The 16,598-nt window shown below is 73.7% G+C and carries 14 protein-coding genes and 1 riboswitch; of the genes, 5 read left to right on the top strand and 9 right to left on the bottom strand.

Translation table 11 applies throughout. The annotated features are described in order from the left end of the window. Positions 1-27 precede the first annotated feature (27 nt). The 7 genes from DJ476_RS27720 to DJ476_RS27750 all read right to left on the bottom strand — a co-directional run bounded on the left by DJ476_RS27720 (position 28) and on the right by DJ476_RS27750 (position 8,731). On the bottom strand, positions 28-1,377 hold the full coding sequence (locus DJ476_RS27720; protein ID WP_103418772.1) for a cobyrinate a,c-diamide synthase: 1,350 nt from the start codon (positions 1,375-1,377) through the stop codon (positions 28-30). Beyond that, positions 1,371-1,970, bottom strand: coding sequence for a cob(I)yrinic acid a,c-diamide adenosyltransferase (gene cobO / locus DJ476_RS27725; RefSeq protein WP_070203786.1), 600 nt, complete (start codon positions 1,968-1,970; stop codon positions 1,371-1,373). The genes DJ476_RS27720 and cobO overlap by 7 nt, the downstream gene beginning before the upstream one ends. Next, positions 1,970-4,021, bottom strand: coding sequence for a putative cobaltochelatase (locus DJ476_RS27730; protein WP_103418773.1), 2,052 nt, complete (start codon positions 4,019-4,021; stop codon positions 1,970-1,972). Before DJ476_RS27730 ends, cobO begins: the two co-directional genes overlap by 1 nt. Continuing rightward, positions 4,018-5,673 carry a cobyric acid synthase gene (locus DJ476_RS27735; RefSeq protein WP_103418774.1) on the bottom strand — a complete coding sequence of 552 codons (1,656 nt, stop codon included), beginning with the start codon at positions 5,671-5,673 and terminating at the stop codon, positions 4,018-4,020. The genes DJ476_RS27730 and DJ476_RS27735 overlap by 4 nt, the downstream gene beginning before the upstream one ends. Before the next feature lie 58 nt (positions 5,674-5,731). Then, a complete protein-coding gene (locus DJ476_RS27740) occupies positions 5,732-6,697 on the bottom strand; it encodes a cobalamin biosynthesis protein (RefSeq protein ID WP_103418814.1) in 966 nt (321 codons plus the stop codon). Positions 6,698-6,919: 222 nt separating this feature from the next. Then, positions 6,920-7,048: riboswitch (cobalamin riboswitch) on the bottom strand. Positions 7,049-7,210: 162 nt separating this feature from the next. Further along, a complete protein-coding gene (locus DJ476_RS27745) occupies positions 7,211-7,450 on the bottom strand; it encodes a hypothetical protein (protein ID WP_053561746.1) in 240 nt (79 codons plus the stop codon). 12 nt (positions 7,451-7,462) lie between these two features. Beyond that, positions 7,463-8,731: an inorganic phosphate transporter gene (locus DJ476_RS27750; RefSeq protein ID WP_103418775.1), complete on the bottom strand. Its 1,269-nt coding sequence runs from the start codon at positions 8,729-8,731 to the stop codon at positions 7,463-7,465. Between the two features lie 277 nt (positions 8,732-9,008). Between DJ476_RS27750 and DJ476_RS27755 the strand changes: the two genes are divergently transcribed. The 3 genes from DJ476_RS27755 to DJ476_RS27765 all read left to right on the top strand — a co-directional run bounded on the left by DJ476_RS27755 (position 9,009) and on the right by DJ476_RS27765 (position 12,590). Further along, positions 9,009-9,668, top strand: a complete 660-nt coding sequence (locus DJ476_RS27755) for a class II aldolase/adducin family protein (protein WP_112491805.1) — start codon at positions 9,009-9,011, stop codon at positions 9,666-9,668. 241 nt (positions 9,669-9,909) lie between these two features. Continuing rightward, on the top strand, positions 9,910-11,037 hold the full coding sequence (locus DJ476_RS27760; protein ID WP_103418776.1) for an alpha/beta hydrolase: 1,128 nt from the start codon (positions 9,910-9,912) through the stop codon (positions 11,035-11,037). A 185-nt stretch (positions 11,038-11,222) separates the two neighbouring features. Then, a complete protein-coding gene (locus tag DJ476_RS27765; RefSeq protein WP_112491806.1) occupies positions 11,223-12,590 on the top strand; it encodes a hypothetical protein in 1,368 nt (455 codons plus the stop codon). A gap of 122 nt (positions 12,591-12,712) precedes the next feature. Here DJ476_RS27765 and DJ476_RS27770 read toward each other — a convergent pair whose 3' ends face one another. After that, positions 12,713-13,126: a VOC family protein gene (locus DJ476_RS27770; RefSeq protein ID WP_112491807.1), complete on the bottom strand. Its 414-nt coding sequence runs from the start codon at positions 13,124-13,126 to the stop codon at positions 12,713-12,715. Between the two features lie 117 nt (positions 13,127-13,243). Further along, positions 13,244-14,134 (bottom strand): KPN_02809 family neutral zinc metallopeptidase, encoded by an 891-nt coding sequence (gene ypfJ / locus DJ476_RS27775; protein ID WP_112491808.1) that lies wholly within the window; start codon positions 14,132-14,134, stop codon positions 13,244-13,246. Positions 14,135-14,337: 203 nt separating this feature from the next. Here ypfJ and DJ476_RS27780 point away from each other — a divergent pair, with 203 nt between their 5' ends. Both DJ476_RS27780 and DJ476_RS27785 read left to right on the top strand, forming a co-directional pair. Then, complete coding sequence (locus DJ476_RS27780; protein ID WP_053561752.1) at positions 14,338-15,936, top strand: ABC-F family ATP-binding cassette domain-containing protein; 1,599 nt, start codon at positions 14,338-14,340, stop codon at positions 15,934-15,936. Between the two features lie 384 nt (positions 15,937-16,320). Continuing rightward, positions 16,321-16,542: a helix-turn-helix domain-containing protein gene (locus DJ476_RS27785; RefSeq protein WP_006123601.1), complete on the top strand. Its 222-nt coding sequence runs from the start codon at positions 16,321-16,323 to the stop codon at positions 16,540-16,542. Positions 16,543-16,598 lie beyond the last annotated feature (56 nt).

A 16,598-nucleotide genomic window follows, 5' to 3' on the forward strand; every position in this document is an offset into this window, starting at 1 on the left:
GCACGCCTTTGTGCGCCCCTGTACGCCTCACCGCGCCCGGCAGTGCTCCACGAACCGCCGGGCCACCTCCGGCGAGGCCGCCCAGTGGGTGTGCAGATAGCTGGCGTGCACGCCCCGCTGGACGTACCCCTCCACCCGCCGCTCCGGCTGGTGCATCCCCCAGGCGGGCGCCGGACCCGCCCCCGGCTCCAGCACCGTCCGGTGGAACTCGTGCCCCCGCAGCCGGGTCCCGGCCGCCGCGAGCGGGCTGTCCGAGACCGCCACCGCCTGCCGGTACCCGAGCGTGAGCCGCTCCGACATCCGGGCCTCCGCGTCCAGCACCCCGCACATCGGCTTCCCGTCCAGCTCCCGCGCCAGATACAGCAGCCCCGCGCACTCCGCCGCGACCGGGGCGCCGCTCAGGGCCAGCTCGGTCACCGCCCGCCGCAGCGGCTCGTTGGCCGACAGCTCGGGCGCGTACACCTCAGGGAACCCGCCGCCGATGACGAGCCCCGACGTCCCCGCCGGCAGCTTCTCGTCCCGCAGCGGGTCGAAGACCACGACCTCCGCCCCGGCCGCCGTCAGCAGCTCGGCGTGTTCCGCGTACGCGAAGGTGAACGCGGCCCCGCCCGCCACGGCGACGACGGGCCTGGGGCCGTCCGCAGGGGCGTACGCGGGCTCCCACGGCTCGTCCGGCAGCGCGGGCGCCGTCCGCGCCAGCGCCAGCAGCGCGTCCAGGTCGCACCCGGCGCGCACCCGCTCACCCATGGCCCGTACGGCGTCCACCGCATCGCCCTGCCGCTCGGCCACCGGGACCAGCCCCAGATGGCGCGAGGGCGTCGCCATCTGCGGGGCCCGCCGGATCACGCCCAGCACCGGAAGCCCCGACTCGTCCAACGCGTCACGCAACAGCGCTTCGTGCCGGTCGGAGGCCACCTTGTTCAGGATCACCCCGCCGATCCGCACCTCCGGGTCCCAGGAGGCGAACCCGTGCACCAGGGCCGCCACCGACCGCGACTGCGAGGAGGCGTCCACCACCAGCACCACCGGCGCCTTGAGCAGCTTCGCCACCTGCGCGGTCGACGCCAGCTCCCCCTGCCCCGAGGCACCGTCGTACAGCCCCATCACGCCCTCGACCACGGCGAGGTCGCACCCCGCCGACCCGTGCGCGAAGAGCGGGGCGATCAGCTCCGGCCCGCACATGTACGCGTCGAGATTCCGGCCGGGGCGGCCCGTCGCCAGCGAGTGGTAGCCCGGATCGATGTAGTCCGGGCCCACCTTGTGCGGCGAGACGGCCAGTCCGCGCGCGGCGAAGGCGGCCATCAGACCGGTGGCGACGGTGGTCTTGCCGCTGTTGGAGGCCGGAGCGGCGATGACCAGACGGGGCACACTCACCACTCGATGCCCCTCTGGCCCTTCTGCCCCGCGTCCATCGGGTGCTTGACCTTCGACATGTCGGTCACCAGGTCGGCGGCCTCGATCAGCGCGTCCGGCGCGTTGCGGCCGGTGATCACCACATGCTGGGTGCCGGGCCGGTTCCGCATGACCTCGACGACCTCGTCGGTGTCGATCCAGCCCCAGTGCAGCGGATAGGCGAACTCGTCGAGCACGTACAGCTTGTACGTCTCCGCCGCCAGGTCCCGCTTGACCTGCTCCCACCCCTCGCGGGCCTTCTCCTCGTTGTCGAGCTGGCCGTCGCGCTGGACCCAGGACCAGCCCTCGCCCATCTTGTGCCAGTCGACGGTGCCGCCCTCACCGCTCGCGCCCAGCACCTTCAGCGCGTTCTCCTCGCCGACCTTCCACTTCGCCGACTTCACGAACTGGAACACCCCGATCGGCCACCCCTGGTTCCAGGCCCGCAGCGCGAGCCCGAAGGCGGCGGTCGACTTGCCCTTCCCGATGCCCGTGTGGACGAACAGGAGCGGGCGGTTGCGGCGCTGACGGGTGGTGAGCCCGTCGTCCGGCACCGATATCGGCTGTCCCTGCGGCATTAAGCGGCCCTCCCGGCTGCGGTGACGTCCTTGACGAGCCCGGCGATCGAGTCGGCCCGCAGCTCGTCCAGCGTGACGGCGGTGCCTCCCAGCTCCCGGGCGAGTTCCCCGGCGAGACCGAGGCGTACGTACCCCGACTCGCAGTCCACGACGACCGAGGCCGTCCCCTCCGAGCGGTGCAGCCGCGCAGCCCGCCCGGCGAGCGCCACCGGCTCAGGACCGCCGGTCGCCCGCCCGTCCGTGACGACGACGAGCAGCGGCCGCCGCGACGGATCGCGCAGCCGCTCCACCCGCAGCACGTCATGGGCCTTCAGCAGCCCGGCGGCCAGCGGAGTGCGGCCCCCGGTCGGCAGCGACTCCAGCCGGGCGGCGGCCGCGTCCACGGACGAGGTCGGCGGCAGAGCCACCTCGGCCTCCTTGCCCCGGAAGGTGACCAGACCGACCTTGTCCCGCCGCTGGTAGGCGTCCAGCAGCAGCGAGAGCACGGCCCCCTTGACCGCGCTCATCCGCTGCCGGGCCGCCATCGACCCGGACGCGTCCACGACGAAGAGCACGAGGTTGCCCTCCCGCCCCTCCCGGGTGGCCTGCCGCAGATCGTCCCGGCGCACCACGAGCCCGCGCCCGCTGCGCCCGCGCGCGTGCTGGTGCGGGGCGGCGGCCTGCACGGTGGCGGCCAGGTGCAGCTTGGTCAGCGCTCCTTCGGGCCGCCGCGCGCCGGTCGTACGCCCGTGCTCGGTACGGGCCCGGGAGCGCCGCCCCGCAGCGCCCTCACCGAGCCCCGGCACGCTGAGCATCTTCGTACGGAACGGCTCGGCGGCGGCCACGGGCTGCTGCTCACCTCCGGCGGTCCGCCCGGGCGCGTCGGGCGAGCCCTCGGGGGCCGGGGACGGAGAGTCGCCCTCGGAGCCCTGCCCCTGCGGAGGCTGTGGAGGCGTACGGTCCTCCCCGTCGGCCTGCGGCGGCACGCCACCGCCCCCACCGCCGTCGCCCCCGCCGTCCGGGCCGGGGTCGGGATCGTCGTCGCCGTCGCTGTTCTCCTGCGGGCCGGCCTCGTCCAGAGTCTGGTCGAGCTTGTCCTCGTCCAGGCCCGGCGCGTCGAACGGGTTGCGGCGCCGCCGGTGGGGGAGGGCCAGCAGGGCGGCCTGCCGTACGTCGTCGGCGGTGACCTCCTCGCGCCCGGCCCAGGCGGCGAGCGCGGTCGCGGTCCGGGCCATCACGATGTCGGCCCGCATCCCGTCGACCTCGAACGCGGCGCAGGTGGCGGCGATCTGCCGCAGCACGCCGTCACCGAGCACGACCCGGGAGAGCAGGGCCCGCGCACCCGCGATCCGCTCCCGCAGGGCGTTCTCCTCCTCGGCCCAGCGCGCGGCGAACCCCTCGGGATCGTCGTCGTACGCGAGCCGGCGCCGGACGACCTCCACCCGCTCGTCGGTGTCCCGGGACGCGGAGACCTCCACGGTCAGCCCGAACCGGTCCAGCAACTGCGGCCGAAGCTCGCCCTCTTCCGGGTTCATCGTCCCGACCAGCAGGAACCGTGCCGCATGCCGTACGGAGACGCCTTCGCGCTCGACGTACGAGGCACCCATGGCCGCCGCGTCCAGCAGTAGGTCCACCAGGTGGTCGTGGAGGAGGTTGACCTCGTCCACGTAAAGGATCCCGCGATGCGCGTCGGCCAGCAGACCCGGCTCGAACGCCTTCACGCCCTCCGAGAGCGCCCGCTCGATGTCCAGCGCCCCCACGAGCCGGTCCTCGGACGCGCCCACGGGCAGCTCCACGGTCCGCGCGGCCCGCGCCACCCCGGCCGCCTCCGCGTGCGGCCCGTCGGGACACGCCGGGTCGGGCGAGGCCGGGTCGCAGGAGAACCGGCACCCCGGTACGACGGCGACCTCGGGCATCAGCGCGGCCAGCGCCCGCACGGCGGTGGACTTGGCGGTCCCCTTCTCACCCCGCACGAGCACCCCGCCGACGGCCGGACTGACGGCGTTCAGCAACAGCCCGAGCCGCAGGTCGTCCTGCCCGACGATCGCGGTGAAGGGATAGGGCGTACTCACAAGGCCTCCTCGTCGACATGCTGTTCAGCTTCCTGCTCGAGCCCGGCGGACCCGGCAAAATCAAGCCCCTCCGGCGATTGAGGAGCGGGGCCCGGGGCAGCGCCCCGGCTCTCCGACGCACCCGCACCCACGTCACCCGGCACCGAAGGGGCCCCGGGCGGCACGAACGGCAACCCCGGCGGCGCACCCCCCTCGATCAACCGCCACAACGCATCCGTATCCGCGTGCTCCTCCACCAGATCCCCGAGCCGGTCCAGCTGCTCCTCCCGCAGCACCCCGAAACAGGTGTCCGGCGCCGGTACGAACCGCCGCCCGGCGGCCCGGGCCACCTCCTCCAGGAACCGCCGCCGGAACGCATCGCTCTCCAGCGACCCGTGCCAGTGCGTGCCCCACACCGACCCGACCCGGCAGCCGTCCAGGAACGGTTCCCCGCCCCGTACATCGGCCACCCCGTGGTGGATCTCGTACCCCTCCACCACCTCACCGAGCGCCGAACCCACCGGCCGCGCCAGCGTCTTGGCCCGGTCGAAGCGGATGCGTACGGGAAGGAGCCCCAGCCCGTCCACGACCCCCGCCCGCGACTCCACCTCGTCCTCGATGCGCTCACCGAGCACCTGGAACCCGCCGCAGATCCCCAGCACCGGACGCCCCTCGGCCGCCCGCCGCACCAGCGCCTCCGCGAGACCGCGCTCGCGCAGCCAGGCCAGCGCCTTCACCGTGCCGCGCGTGCCGGGCACGACGACCAGGTCCGCGTCGGCCAGCTCATCGGGCCTGTCCACGAACCGCACGACGACGCCCGGTTCGGCGGCCAGCGCGTCCACGTCCGTGAAGTTGGACATCAACGGCACCGCGCAGACCGCGACCCGCAGCACGTCCTCCCCGTGCGGCGGCGCCACGACCGACTCGCGCACCGCACCCCGCAGGGAGACCCGCAGACCGTCCTCCTCGTCGATGCCGAGCCCATGGGCGTACGGCAGCACCCCGTACGTACGCCGCCCGGTCAGCCCGTACAGCATGTCGAGCCCCGGCTCCAGCAGCGAGACGTCACCCCGGAACTTGTTCACCAGATACCCCGCGACCAGCGACTGGTCCTCCGGGCTCAGCAGGGCCGTGGTGCCGAAGAAGGAGGCGAAGACCCCGCCCCGGTCGATGTCCCCGACGACCAGCACGGGGAAGCGGGCGGCCCGCGCGATCCCCATGTTCACGATGTCGGTGCGCCGGAGGTTGATCTCGGCCGGTGACCCGGCGCCCTCGCAGATCACCGCGTCGTACGTGGACCGCAACTGCTCCAGGCAGTCCGTGACCGTCCCGAGCAGGGCTTCCTGACGGCCCCCGTGATACCCCCTGGCGCTCATCTCACCGACGGGCTTCCCCATCAGCACGACCTGACTGGACCGGTCGCTGCCGGGCTTGAGCAGCACCGGGTTCATCAGGGCCGTCGGCTCCACCCGGGCGGCCTGGGCCTGCATGGCCTGGGCACGGCCGATCTCCGCGCCCTCGCGGGTGACGAAGGAGTTGAGGGACATGTTCTGCGCCTTGAACGGCGCGACCTTCACGCCCCGGCGCACCAGCCAGCGGCAGATGCCCGCCGTGACGACGCTCTTGCCCGCGTCGGAGGTCGTCCCCGCGACCAGCAGCCCGCCGCCGCTCATGCCCGCCTCCGTTCCCGTACCGCACCGCTCGATGCCGTACCGCTCGCGCCCACGCCTGTCATGCCCGCCCCCGCTTCCGTGCCGCGACGAGGTGCCCGGCCACCAACCGTCCCGCCACGCACACCCCCAGGGCCAGCGCGCTCACCCGTCGCGAGAGCCGTACGGCCCGCTCGATGTCGCTGCCCCGGACCTCCCGCCCGGACGCCCCGTTCAGTACCGGCCGGTGCTCCACGCGCCCCGCGTACGCGAGCGTGCCGCCGAGCCGTACGCCGAGCGCCCCCGCGAACGCCGCCTCCACCGGGCCCGCGTTCGGGCTCGGGTGCCGGTGCGCGTCCGCCTTCCAGGCGCGTACCGCCTCCGCGGGCCGCCCGCCGGCCACCACGGCCAGCGCGGCGGTCAGCCGGGCGCCCGGCCAGCCCACCATGTCGTCCAGGCGGGCCGAGGCCCAGCCGTAGCGGCGGTAGCGGGGCGACTTGTGGCCGACCATCGCGTCCAGCGTGTTCGCGGCCCGGAAGCCGACGAGCCCCGGGACTCCGCCGATCGCGCCCCACACCAGCGCGCCGACGACGGCGTCCGAGGTGTTCTCCGCGACCGACTCCACCACCGCGCGGGCGATCCCCGGCCCGTCCAGGGCCTGCGGATCGCGCCCGCACAGATGCGGCAGCCGCTCCCGGGCCACCTCCAGGTCCCCGGCGGCCAGCGCGCCCCCGATGGCGCGGGCCTCCCGGCCCAGCGACGTACCGCCGACGACCGACCAGGTGGTGGCGGCGGTCAGCGCGACGGCGAGCGCGGGGCGCCCCCGTACGGCACGGGCGGTCAGCGCGGCGGCCCCCACGGCGCCTCCGGCGCAGACGAGGGTGTGCAGCGCGCCCCGGCCCCGGTCGTCCCGCCACAGCAGCGACTCCACGCGCGCGGCCACCCGCCCGAAACCGGCGACGGGGTGCCCCCGGCGGGGGTCACCGAGCAGGGCGTCGGCGACGAGCCCGGCTGTGGCGCCGTACGCGAAGACGCGCCCGGCACGCAGAGGAGCGCGGTCGGCGCGTACGGGAAGGCGATCGGCGCGCAGGGGAGCGCGATCGGCACGCACGGGGTCAGGCCGTCGTGGGGCGGGAGGTTCCGGCGTACGGGAACAGCGGCACGTACGGGAACAACGGCAACGGCGGCAGTTGCGGCGCTCGGCGGCCAGGCATGGCGTCAGGTCCTTAACTCAGGGTCCGCGCCCTGGTTCGACGTGTCCGGCGACGAGAGTCTCCTGGCTCCCGGATCCGCAGTTCCCCCGGCCTTCCAGCCCGCGTGCGGCGGGCCGTGACTCCGGTGTGGGGGAGTGCTCCCCGGTGACAGTGGCGGGACCGCGCCGGATTCGCACCGGCTTCCTCTCCTGTCGCCGTAATGGCCCAGGCAGTCCACCACGCTGCGAGAACGGCCGTCAACTTGCTGTTGACCTGCGGAGGCCCGGTGTGCGCAGACGCACACGCGGACGCGCAGCGGGCCGGACACACGGTGGTGTGTCCGGCCCGATGGAGTGGGTCGGCGCGGGTCAGGCGACGATCAGATAGATGCCGTACGCGACCGCCGCCACGCACGCCGCGAAGGCGGCGTACGCGCCGGTGCGCGCCAGCGCTGCCGTGCCGCCGGAGGCGGCGGGGGTGGTGCCGTCGGCCGGGGCCGAGAGCTTGGAGAGGGCGACGATGCCCAGGGTGAAGACGCCGACCAGTGCGACGGTGACGACGAGACTGACACCGAAGACGGAGGCGAGAGCTGCCCAGTCGATTTTCATGCGGATCTGTCCTTACACCGTGGCCGCGGGGCGGGGCGTGTCGTCGGGCGCCGCGGACGGGGCCGGGATGGTGGTCGAGAGGTCGGGGACCGCACCGGCGGTGGGCGGCGGGGCGACCGCGGCCATGGCGGTGGTGACGACGCCCTGCGGCTCGTCCGCCGACGTGGCCTCGGTGTCGTTGACGTTGGTGTGGTCGACCGGCTCGCGGCGCGAGGCCACCCAGATGGCGAAGGAGCCGCCGACGAGGATGACCGCGGTGGCGGCCACGCCCCACGGACCCTGCTTGGTGAGGAACTCGGCACCGGCACCGACCAGGGCGGCGGCAGGGAGCGTCAGACCCCAGGCGACGAACATCCGGGTGGCGGTGGACCAGCGGACCACGCCGCCCTTGCGGCCGAGGCCCGCGCCCATGACGGCGCCGGAGCAGGACTGCGTGGTGGAGAGCGAGAAGCCGAGGTGCGAGGAGGCCAGGATGACCGTGGCCGCGCTGGTCTGGGCGGCGAAGCCCTGCGGCGGCTGGAGGTCGGTCAGGCCCTTGCCCATGGTGCGGATGATGCGCCAGCCACCGAGGTAGGTGCCGAGCGCGATGGCGATGCCGGCCGAGACGATGACCCACATGGGCGGGTTGGAGCCGGGGGCCAGGACACCGCTGGTGACCAGCGCCAGCGTGATGATGCCCATCGTCTTCTGGGCGTCGTTGGTGCCGTGGGCGAGCGAGACGAGACCGGCGGAGGCGATCTGCCCGGCCCGGTAGCCCTTGGCGGTCGACTTCTGCTGGTTCGGGTCGGTGACGTTCCGGTTGATCCGGTACGTGAGCCGGGTGGCCAGCATCGCGGCGATACCGGCGACCAGGGGGGCCGCGATCGCGGGCAGCAGCACCTTGGTGACGACGGTGCCGCCATTGATCGAGGACCAGCCGGCCGACATCACGGCGGCACCGATCAGACCGCCGAACAGGGCGTGGGAGGAGCTGGACGGCAGGCCCAGCAGCCAGGTCAGGAGATTCCACAGGATGGCGCCGACGAGCGCCGCGAAGATGACCTCTGTTCTGATGCCGTCTTCGTTGACGATCCCGCCGGAGATCGTCTTGGCGACCTCCACCGACAGGAACGCGCCGATCAGGTTGAGAACGGCGGACATGGCCACCGCTGTCTTGGGCTTCATCGCGCCGGTCGAGATGGTGGTCGCCATCGCGTTGGCGGTGTCGTGGAAACCGTTCGTGAAATCGAACACGAGAGCTGTTACGACCACAATCGCAAGCAGCAGCGTGATGTGTTCCATTTACCCAGGCAATCGTTCGACGTCAGTGGCTCGTGGACCGTAGGCAACCTGGGTGAACGGAAGATGAACTGAGCGGGGCGCCGTGGTGTCTCCAACCGGAGTGCGCCGGTTCCGTTTGTGTGCGCGAGGGGCTGTGCGGGGCCCCTGGGGCACCGGCTGGGCTGCCCTTTACCCCTCGTTGGCGAAGACTTTGACGGACGGTCCCGGGCCCGGAAGAGATCCCCGTCACGTGGGGGATCACGTTCCGCTTCCGGGCCGTCACCCCTACGCTCGCCCCATGAGCGAGCAGCAGCCGGAATCCGTCGCCCGGGCCTGGCGGGAGGTGGTCGACACCGCCCGCCGCAGCGCCGCCGACGGGCTGGTCGTCGGCACCTCGGGCAATGTCTCCGCCCGGGTCGGGGACCTGGTCCTGGTGACCCCCAGCGGGGTGCCCTACGACCGCCTCGGACCGGAGGACGCGGTCGGCGTCGGACTCGACGGCCGCCAGGTCCTCGGGAAGCTCCGGCCGACCAGCGAACTCCCCCTCCACCTCACGGTCTACCGGGAGACCGACGCGGCTGCCGTGGTCCACACCCACGCCGTGCACGCCACCGCCGTCTCCACGCTCGTCACCGAGGTGCCGCTCGTGCACTACGCGGCTGCCATCCTCGGCGGCCCCGTCCGCACCGCCGCCTACGCCCGCTACGGCACCCCGGAGCTGGCCGACGCCATGCTCACCGCCCTCCGCGGCCGCACCGGCTGCCTGCTCGCCAACCACGGCACCGTCACCCACGGCGCCACCCTCGACCAGGCCTACGAGCGCACCGCCCAGCTGGAGTGGCTCTGCCGCCTCTGGCTCACCGCGAACGCCGTACCGGGCCTGAGCCCGTCCCTGCTCAGCCGCGCCCAGCTCGACGAGGTGACGGAAGCGCTGAAGGGATACGGACAGCAGGGCTGACGGCCCACCCCCTCCGTCGCTCCATGCTCCCGGCCCCCCGCGTCCCCTTGGCCCTCCGTGCCCCCTGGCCGCCTGGGTCCCCGGCCCCGCGCCCCTGGCTCTCCGGGCTCCAGGCCCCGCGCGCCCCTCGGCCGTCCGCGTCCGTGGCCGCCGCGGCCCCCGGCCGGCCGGGGGAGTGGGCGCCGCACCGGACGGCCCCCGCCCACTGGCACCGCGCCGCCCGCCCCACGACACTGAAGCGGTGCGCCCGGCAACTGCGACGGCAACGGCCGTCACCACGATCCTCGGCGCCGGCGCGGCAGCGGTCGCGGCCGGCCGGTACGCCAGCGACGCCGCCCTCAAGGCGGCCCCCGGACGGCCCCTCCCCGCCGACCGCAGGCTCACCGTCCACGCCACGGCGCCCGGCCGGATCACCCTGACCCGCTCCCTCACCGCGCTCCGCCCCGGTACGTACGGGATCGAGGGCCCCGGCGTCCACGCGGTGGTCGGCCCCGTCGTCGAGGGGGCGGAGACCACCGCCGACACCGTCGTCCGCAGGCTGGAGCAGATCGACACCGGCACCCTGGAGCCGGGCGACAAGGTCCGCCTCACCCCCGAGCTGTACCGGGGCGACCCGGGCAGCGCCCTCGGCCTGGAGCACCGGGAGGTCGAGATCCCCGGCGAACTGGGCGGACTGCCCGCCTGGTGGGTGCCCGGCAAGCGCGACACCTGGGTCATCACCGCACACGGGCTCGGCACCACCCGCGACCACCCCATGAACCTGATGGGCTTCCTCGCCGACCGTCACCTCCCCGTGCTGGACCTCGCCTATCGGGGAGACCCCGGAGCCCCCCGTCCCGCCGACGGCCTCGGCCACCTCGGCGCCTCCGAGTGGCGCGACCTGGACGCGGCCATGCGCTTCGCCGTCCGCTACGGCGCCCGGCGCGTGATCCTGTACGGCTGGTCCACCGGCGCCTCCATGGCCCTGCACGCGGCCGTCAGCTCCCCGCTCCGCGAACGGATCGGCGGCCTCGTCCTGGACTCCCCGGTCCTGGACTGGCAGACCACCCTGCGCGCCCTGGCCGTCGCCCGCGGGGTCCCCGCCGCCCTGCTGCCGCTGGCCGTCCGCGCCGCCCAGGGCCGGACCGGGATGGCCTCCGACCCGCTCCTGGACCCGGCCCTGCCCGACGCGCTGCCCGCCCCGACGCTGATCCTGCACGGCCCCGACGACACCATCGCCCCCTGGGGCCCCTCCCGGGAACTGGCCGCACGCCGCCCGGACCTGATCAGCCTCCACGCCGTACGGCAGGCTCCGCACGCGTCGATGTGGAACGCCGACCCCGGCCGCTACGAGGAGACCCTCCGGCGCTTCCTCACGCCCCTGATGTGAGGTGATGCGGGGATCGGTCCCTTTGGTCACCGGGCCCCGCGAAACGGTGCCGGTAGCGGGGAAACGCCTTCCGTTTGGGCTTTCGGGCCGTCAGGGGCAAGACTGCTCCCGTGACGTCCCGTACCCCGCGCGACTCCAGGCTGCGACTTGTCCGCCCGCGACCCCTCGCCACCGCCCGCAGGGCCGTGTCCACCCGGCGCACCAGGCCGGCCCCCCGGCCCCCCGAGGGCACCCCTCCCCGCACGGAACTGGCCCGCCAGGCCAGGGCGGTCCTCGCCGACGCCGTGCGCATCGCCCACTGGGCGGCCGGCGCCCCGGCCCCCGGCAGCTCCGCCCCGCTCGCCGCCCAGGCGCTCGAACGGGCCGCGACCGCCCTGGAACTCTCCCCGGCCCAGGTGCGCGCGGGCTGGGACCGGGCCCGGCTGGCCGGCCTCATCGAGCTGCACGGCGACACCGCCCGCCCCGGCTGGCGGCTGCGGGCCTGGGACCGGGACGACTCGGCCGTGCTCCGCGGCTGGGTGGCGCTCTTCGACGCCTGGTCGCTGGTCCACGCGGCGCCCGAGGGCATCGAGACCGGCGCGGTCGCGGAAGCCGTCGAGGCCGTGCCCCAGGTGCTCTCCCTCCTCCAGCTCTCCGCGGGCCCCGTTCCCGTGCCCGCCCTGCTGGACCTCCTCGCGCAGCGCATCGCCGAACTCCAGGAGGAGCGCTGCGAAGTGCCGTACGGGGCCGGCCGCGCGCCCCTTGAGAGCGCTCCGGCCGACGGACGCCCGGCACCGGCGCCGACATCCGTGCCCGCGCCCGCTCCCGCGCCTTCGGCCGACCGGAACGCCGACCTGGACGCCCTGCTGCTGGACTGGGCCCTGGAGGGCCTCGCCGCCGTCGGAGCACTGACCCTCGGCAACGGCCACGCCACCCTCACCCCGCTCGGCAACTGGGCGGTCTGGGTCAAGCTGGAACAGATCTGCGTCGCCGCCCAGAGCCCGGCCGGGAACATCGAGCAGTCCGCCGCCGACATGCTCCTCGGCTGCGCCCGGCTCACCCCCGGACCGGCCCGCGACGAGTACCGGGCCTGGCTCGCCGCCCGTACGGTCGGCAGCGCCGTCGCGGAACTGCTCGCCGTCGCCCGGGGCGAGGACGCCCTCCTGCGCGGCCTGGCCTTCGAGGCGCTGCGCGTCGTCGGCGCCCCCGCCGAGCCCGAGGTCCGCGCGGTGGTCGACCACTCCTCGCTGCGCCCCTACGCCCTGCTCTGGCTCGCGGAGTACGAAGGGGTCGACCCGGACGACGCGCAGGAGATCCTCAGCCGGGAGGAAGCCACCTGGCTCTGGGTCGACACCGCCGCCGCCGTCGCGGACCACGGCGAGACCGGGCTGCTGGTGCGCCACCTCGACTCCGCCGTCCAGGGCACCGTCCCGGCCCTGCTCGACGAGGTCAGGGCCGTCGGCCACCCGCGCACGGTCCAGGTCCTGGTCGCCCTGGCCGCCGCTCACCCCGACCCGGCCCTGGCCAAGGCGGTCCGCAGAGCCGCCTTCCAGGTCCACACGGGCGGAGCCTGACCGCGCCCCTGCGCGCGGAGCGGGAACATCCCCACAGGCGGAGCCCCACGCCGAACGCCCTTACGGGCCGAGCCCGCACCCGGCACCGCCCGGTCCGCACCCACCCCGCCGGGGCCCGCCGCTCAGTCGGCGGACCCCGGTGCGTACGTCCCGAAGCTCCAGACGTTGCCCTCGGCGTCCCGGGCCATGTAGTCCCGTGAGCCGTAGTCCTGGTCCGTGGGCTCCATGAGGATCTCCACGCCGAACTCCCGGGCCCGCGCGTAGTGCTCGTCCACCTCGTCGACCACCACGTACACCCCCGCCGGTCCCGCGCCCGCCATCGCCCGGGCGAAGACACCCGAACCGCCCTTGGAGCCGAGCATCACCCTGCCGTTGCCGCACGACAGCTCGGCGTGGAGCACGCTGCCGTTCTCGCCCTCGTAGACCGCCTCCTCGGTGAAGCCGAAGCCCTCCGTCAGCGTCCTGATCGCCGCCTTCGCGTCCTCGTACAGCACCGTCGGGTAGATCGTCGGGACACCCCGCGCCGCGCCCGCCATCGTCCTCACCTCTTCCGGGATCGACCACCTGTGTGATCTGCGTCTCAGTCTTCCACCCGGCGCTGACAACGGCCTTCCGTCCGCCGCCGACGGCCTTCCGTCCGGCCCGGGAGGGGATCAGGAGAAGGTGTCGCACTGCGCCATGTCACCGCTGCGGAACCCCGTGGAGAACCACTGCTGCCGCTGCGCGGAGGAGCCGTGCGTCCAGGACTCCGGGGTCACCCGGCCCTGGAACCGCTCCTGGATCCGGTCGTCCCCGACCGCCGCCGCCGCGTCCAGCCCGTCCCGGATGTCCGCCCGGGTCAGCTCGGTGATCAGCGGCCGGCCCGTCGACTCGTCCGGGGTCGTCGTCGCGTGGTGCGCCCAGACCCCGGCGTAGCAGTCGGCCTGCAGCTCCACCTTCACCGCGTTGCTGTCCGCGCCCTGCCGCCCGTCCTGCGACCGGCTCAGCGTGCCCAGCTGGTTCTGCACATGGTGGCCGTACTCGTGCGCCACCACGTACGCCTGGGCGAACGGCCCGCCGCTGGAGCCGAACTTCGTCCGCAGCTCGTCGAAGAAGCCCAGGTCCAGATAGACCTTCCGGTCGCCCGGGCAGTAGAAGGGGCCCACCGCCGAGGTCGCCGACCCGCACGCGGTGTTCACCCGCTCGCTGAACAGGACCGTCGGCGCGGCCGCGTAACTGCCCCGCCGCCGCTCGAACTCCTGGCGCCAGAAGTCCTGCACGCTGTTGACCACAGCCACCGTCCGGCAGTCGTCCCGGTTGTTGGCGTCCTGGCCCGTCCGGCAGCTCTGCTGCACCTGCGCCGCCGATGAGGAGACCGCTTCCGGCTCGGTGTCGCCGGACGAGAGGCCGAGCTGATCCGGGCCGACGCCGAACAGCAGCCCCAGGGCCAGGGCGATGAGCCCCACGATGCCGCCGCCCACGGTGGCCCGCCCGCCCGGGATACGGCTCCCGCGCACATCCTGGACCTCCGACGTGTCCAGACCGGCGTCGTCGTCGAACTGCACGGGCGCACCACCCTCGGCTCGGGGCGGGCGACGGGGTGCCGCCCTGCGCCGAGTATCGGGCGGTTCATCCCGCCGGGCACGCGGAAAAGCAGTTGCACACCGCCAGTAGAATGGAGCCCATGGCCATTCTCCTTGTGCATTAGCGGCGTCGAGAGACCTCCGCCCTCGTCCCTCCGCCGTCCACCCTGCCCTGGAGTTTTTCCGTGATCACCGCCACCGGCATCGAGCTGCGCGCCGGCGCCCGCATCCTCATCGAGTCCGCCTCCTTCCGGATCGCCAAGGGCGACCGCATCGGCCTGGTCGGCCGCAACGGAGCGGGCAAGACCACCCTCACCAAGTGCCTCGCGGGCGAGGGCACCCCCGCGGGCGGCACCATCACCCGCTCCGGCGAGGTGGGCTACCTCCCGCAGGACCCCCGCACCGGCGACCTCGACGTCCTCGCCCGGGACCGCATCCTCTCCGCCCGCGGTCTCGACGAGATCCTGCGCAAGATGCACGAGAACGAGGACCGGATGGCGAACGGCAAGGGCGCCACCCGCGAGAAGGCGATGAAGAAGTACGAGCGCCTGGAGACGGAGTTCCTCACCAAGGGCGGGTACGCCGCCGAGGCCGAGGCCGCCACCATCGCCGCCGCGCTCAACCTCCCCGACCGGGTGCTCGGCCAGCCCCTCCACACCCTCTCCGGCGGTCAGCGCCGCCGTGTCGAGCTGGCCCGGATCCTCTTTTCGGACGCCGACACCCTGCTCCTGGACGAGCCGACCAACCACCTCGACGCCGACTCCATCGTCTGGCTGCGCGACTACCTGAAGTCCTACCGCGGCGGCTTCGTCGTGATCTCCCACGACGTCGAGCTGGTCGAGACGGTCGTCAACAAGGTCTTCTACCTCGACGCCAACCGCTCCCAGATCGACATCTACAACATGGGCTGGAAGCTCTACCAGCAGCAGCGCGAGGCCGACGAGAAGCGCCGCAAGCGCGAGCGCCAGAACGCCGAGAAGAAGGCCGCCGCCCTCAACTCGCAGGCCGACAAGATGCGCGCCAAGGCCACCAAGACCGTCGCCGCCCAGAACATGGCCAAGCGCGCCGACCGGCTGCTGGCCGGACTGGAGGCCGTCCGGGTCTCCGACAAGGTCGCCAAGCTCCGCTTCCCCGAGCCCGCCCCCTGCGGCAAGACCCCGCTGATGGCGGAGGGCCTGTCGAAGTCCTACGGATCGCTGGAGATCTTCACCGACGTCGACCTCGCCATCGACAAGGGCTCGCGCGTCGTCATCCTCGGCCTCAACGGCGCCGGCAAGACCACGCTGCTGCGCCTCCTCGGCGGCGCCGAGAAGCCCGACACCGGCCAGATCATCCAGGGCCACGGCCTCAAGCTCGGCTACTACGCCCAGGAGCACGAGACCCTGGACCCCGAGCGCACGGTCCTGGAGAACATGCGCTCCGCCGCCCCCGACCTCGATCTCGTCGAGGTCCGCAAGACGCTCGGCTCGTTCCTCTTCTCCGGCGACGACGTCGACAAGCCGGCCGGGGTGCTCTCCGGCGGCGAGAAGACCCGGCTCGCGCTCGCGACCCTGGTCGTCTCCTCCGCCAACGTGCTCCTGCTCGACGAGCCCACCAACAACCTGGACCCCGCCAGCCGCGAGGAGATCCTCGGCGCGCTCCGTACGTACAAGGGCGCCGTCGTCCTCGTCACCCACGACGAGGGCGCGGTCGAGGCGCTCCAGCCGGAGCGCATCATCCTCCTCCCGGACGGTGTCGAGGACCTCTGGGGCGCCGACTACCGCGACTTGGTCGCCCTGGCCTGAGCCCCCGCGCCCCCACCGGGGCCCGGGTCGCGCCCCGCGTCGAACCCTTCGGGAGGAGCCCGGATCACCCCCGGATAGATCATTCGGCCTACGCGTGATCCACCATCTGCGTGAGGACGTCTCGTACCCCGGTGGTGCGCCCGGTGCTCACCCGCCGCGCGCCCCTTTCCGGGCCTCTCCTTCCCGTACGGCTCTGACCTGCCGGTTCTCTCGCCGGTAGGCTCCGCATGCCCCGGCAACCCGGCGGAATACGGGATTCCGATCGTGTCGGAGCGCTCTCCGGTCCGGAATCCGGTCGTATCGACCTTGCCGAATGGGTGGCCAGGAAGCGCGGGAGGGGTGATCATGAGAGTCCAGAGCGCACTTCCCATAGAGGAGGCACGGGTGGCCGAGACTCTGAAGAAGGGCAGCCGGGTGACCGGCGCCGCGCGTGACAAGCTCGCGGCAGACCTGAAGAAGAAGTACGACTCCGGTGCGAGCATCAGGGCGCTGGCCGAGGAAACCGGCCGCTCCTACGGGTTCGTCCACCGGATGCTCAGTGAGTCCGGAGTGACGCTGCGAGGCCGTGGCGGTGCCACACGAGGCAAGAAGGCCGCTTCGGCCTGAGTGCCCCGGTCCTCTGCGGGCTCATCGGAATTCGGGGTGGCCACCCGGCTGACCGC

Origin of the sequence: Streptomyces bacillaris, assembly GCF_003268675.1 — a bacterium.
Classification (GTDB): Bacteria; Actinomycetota; Actinomycetes; order Streptomycetales; family Streptomycetaceae; genus Streptomyces; species Streptomyces bacillaris.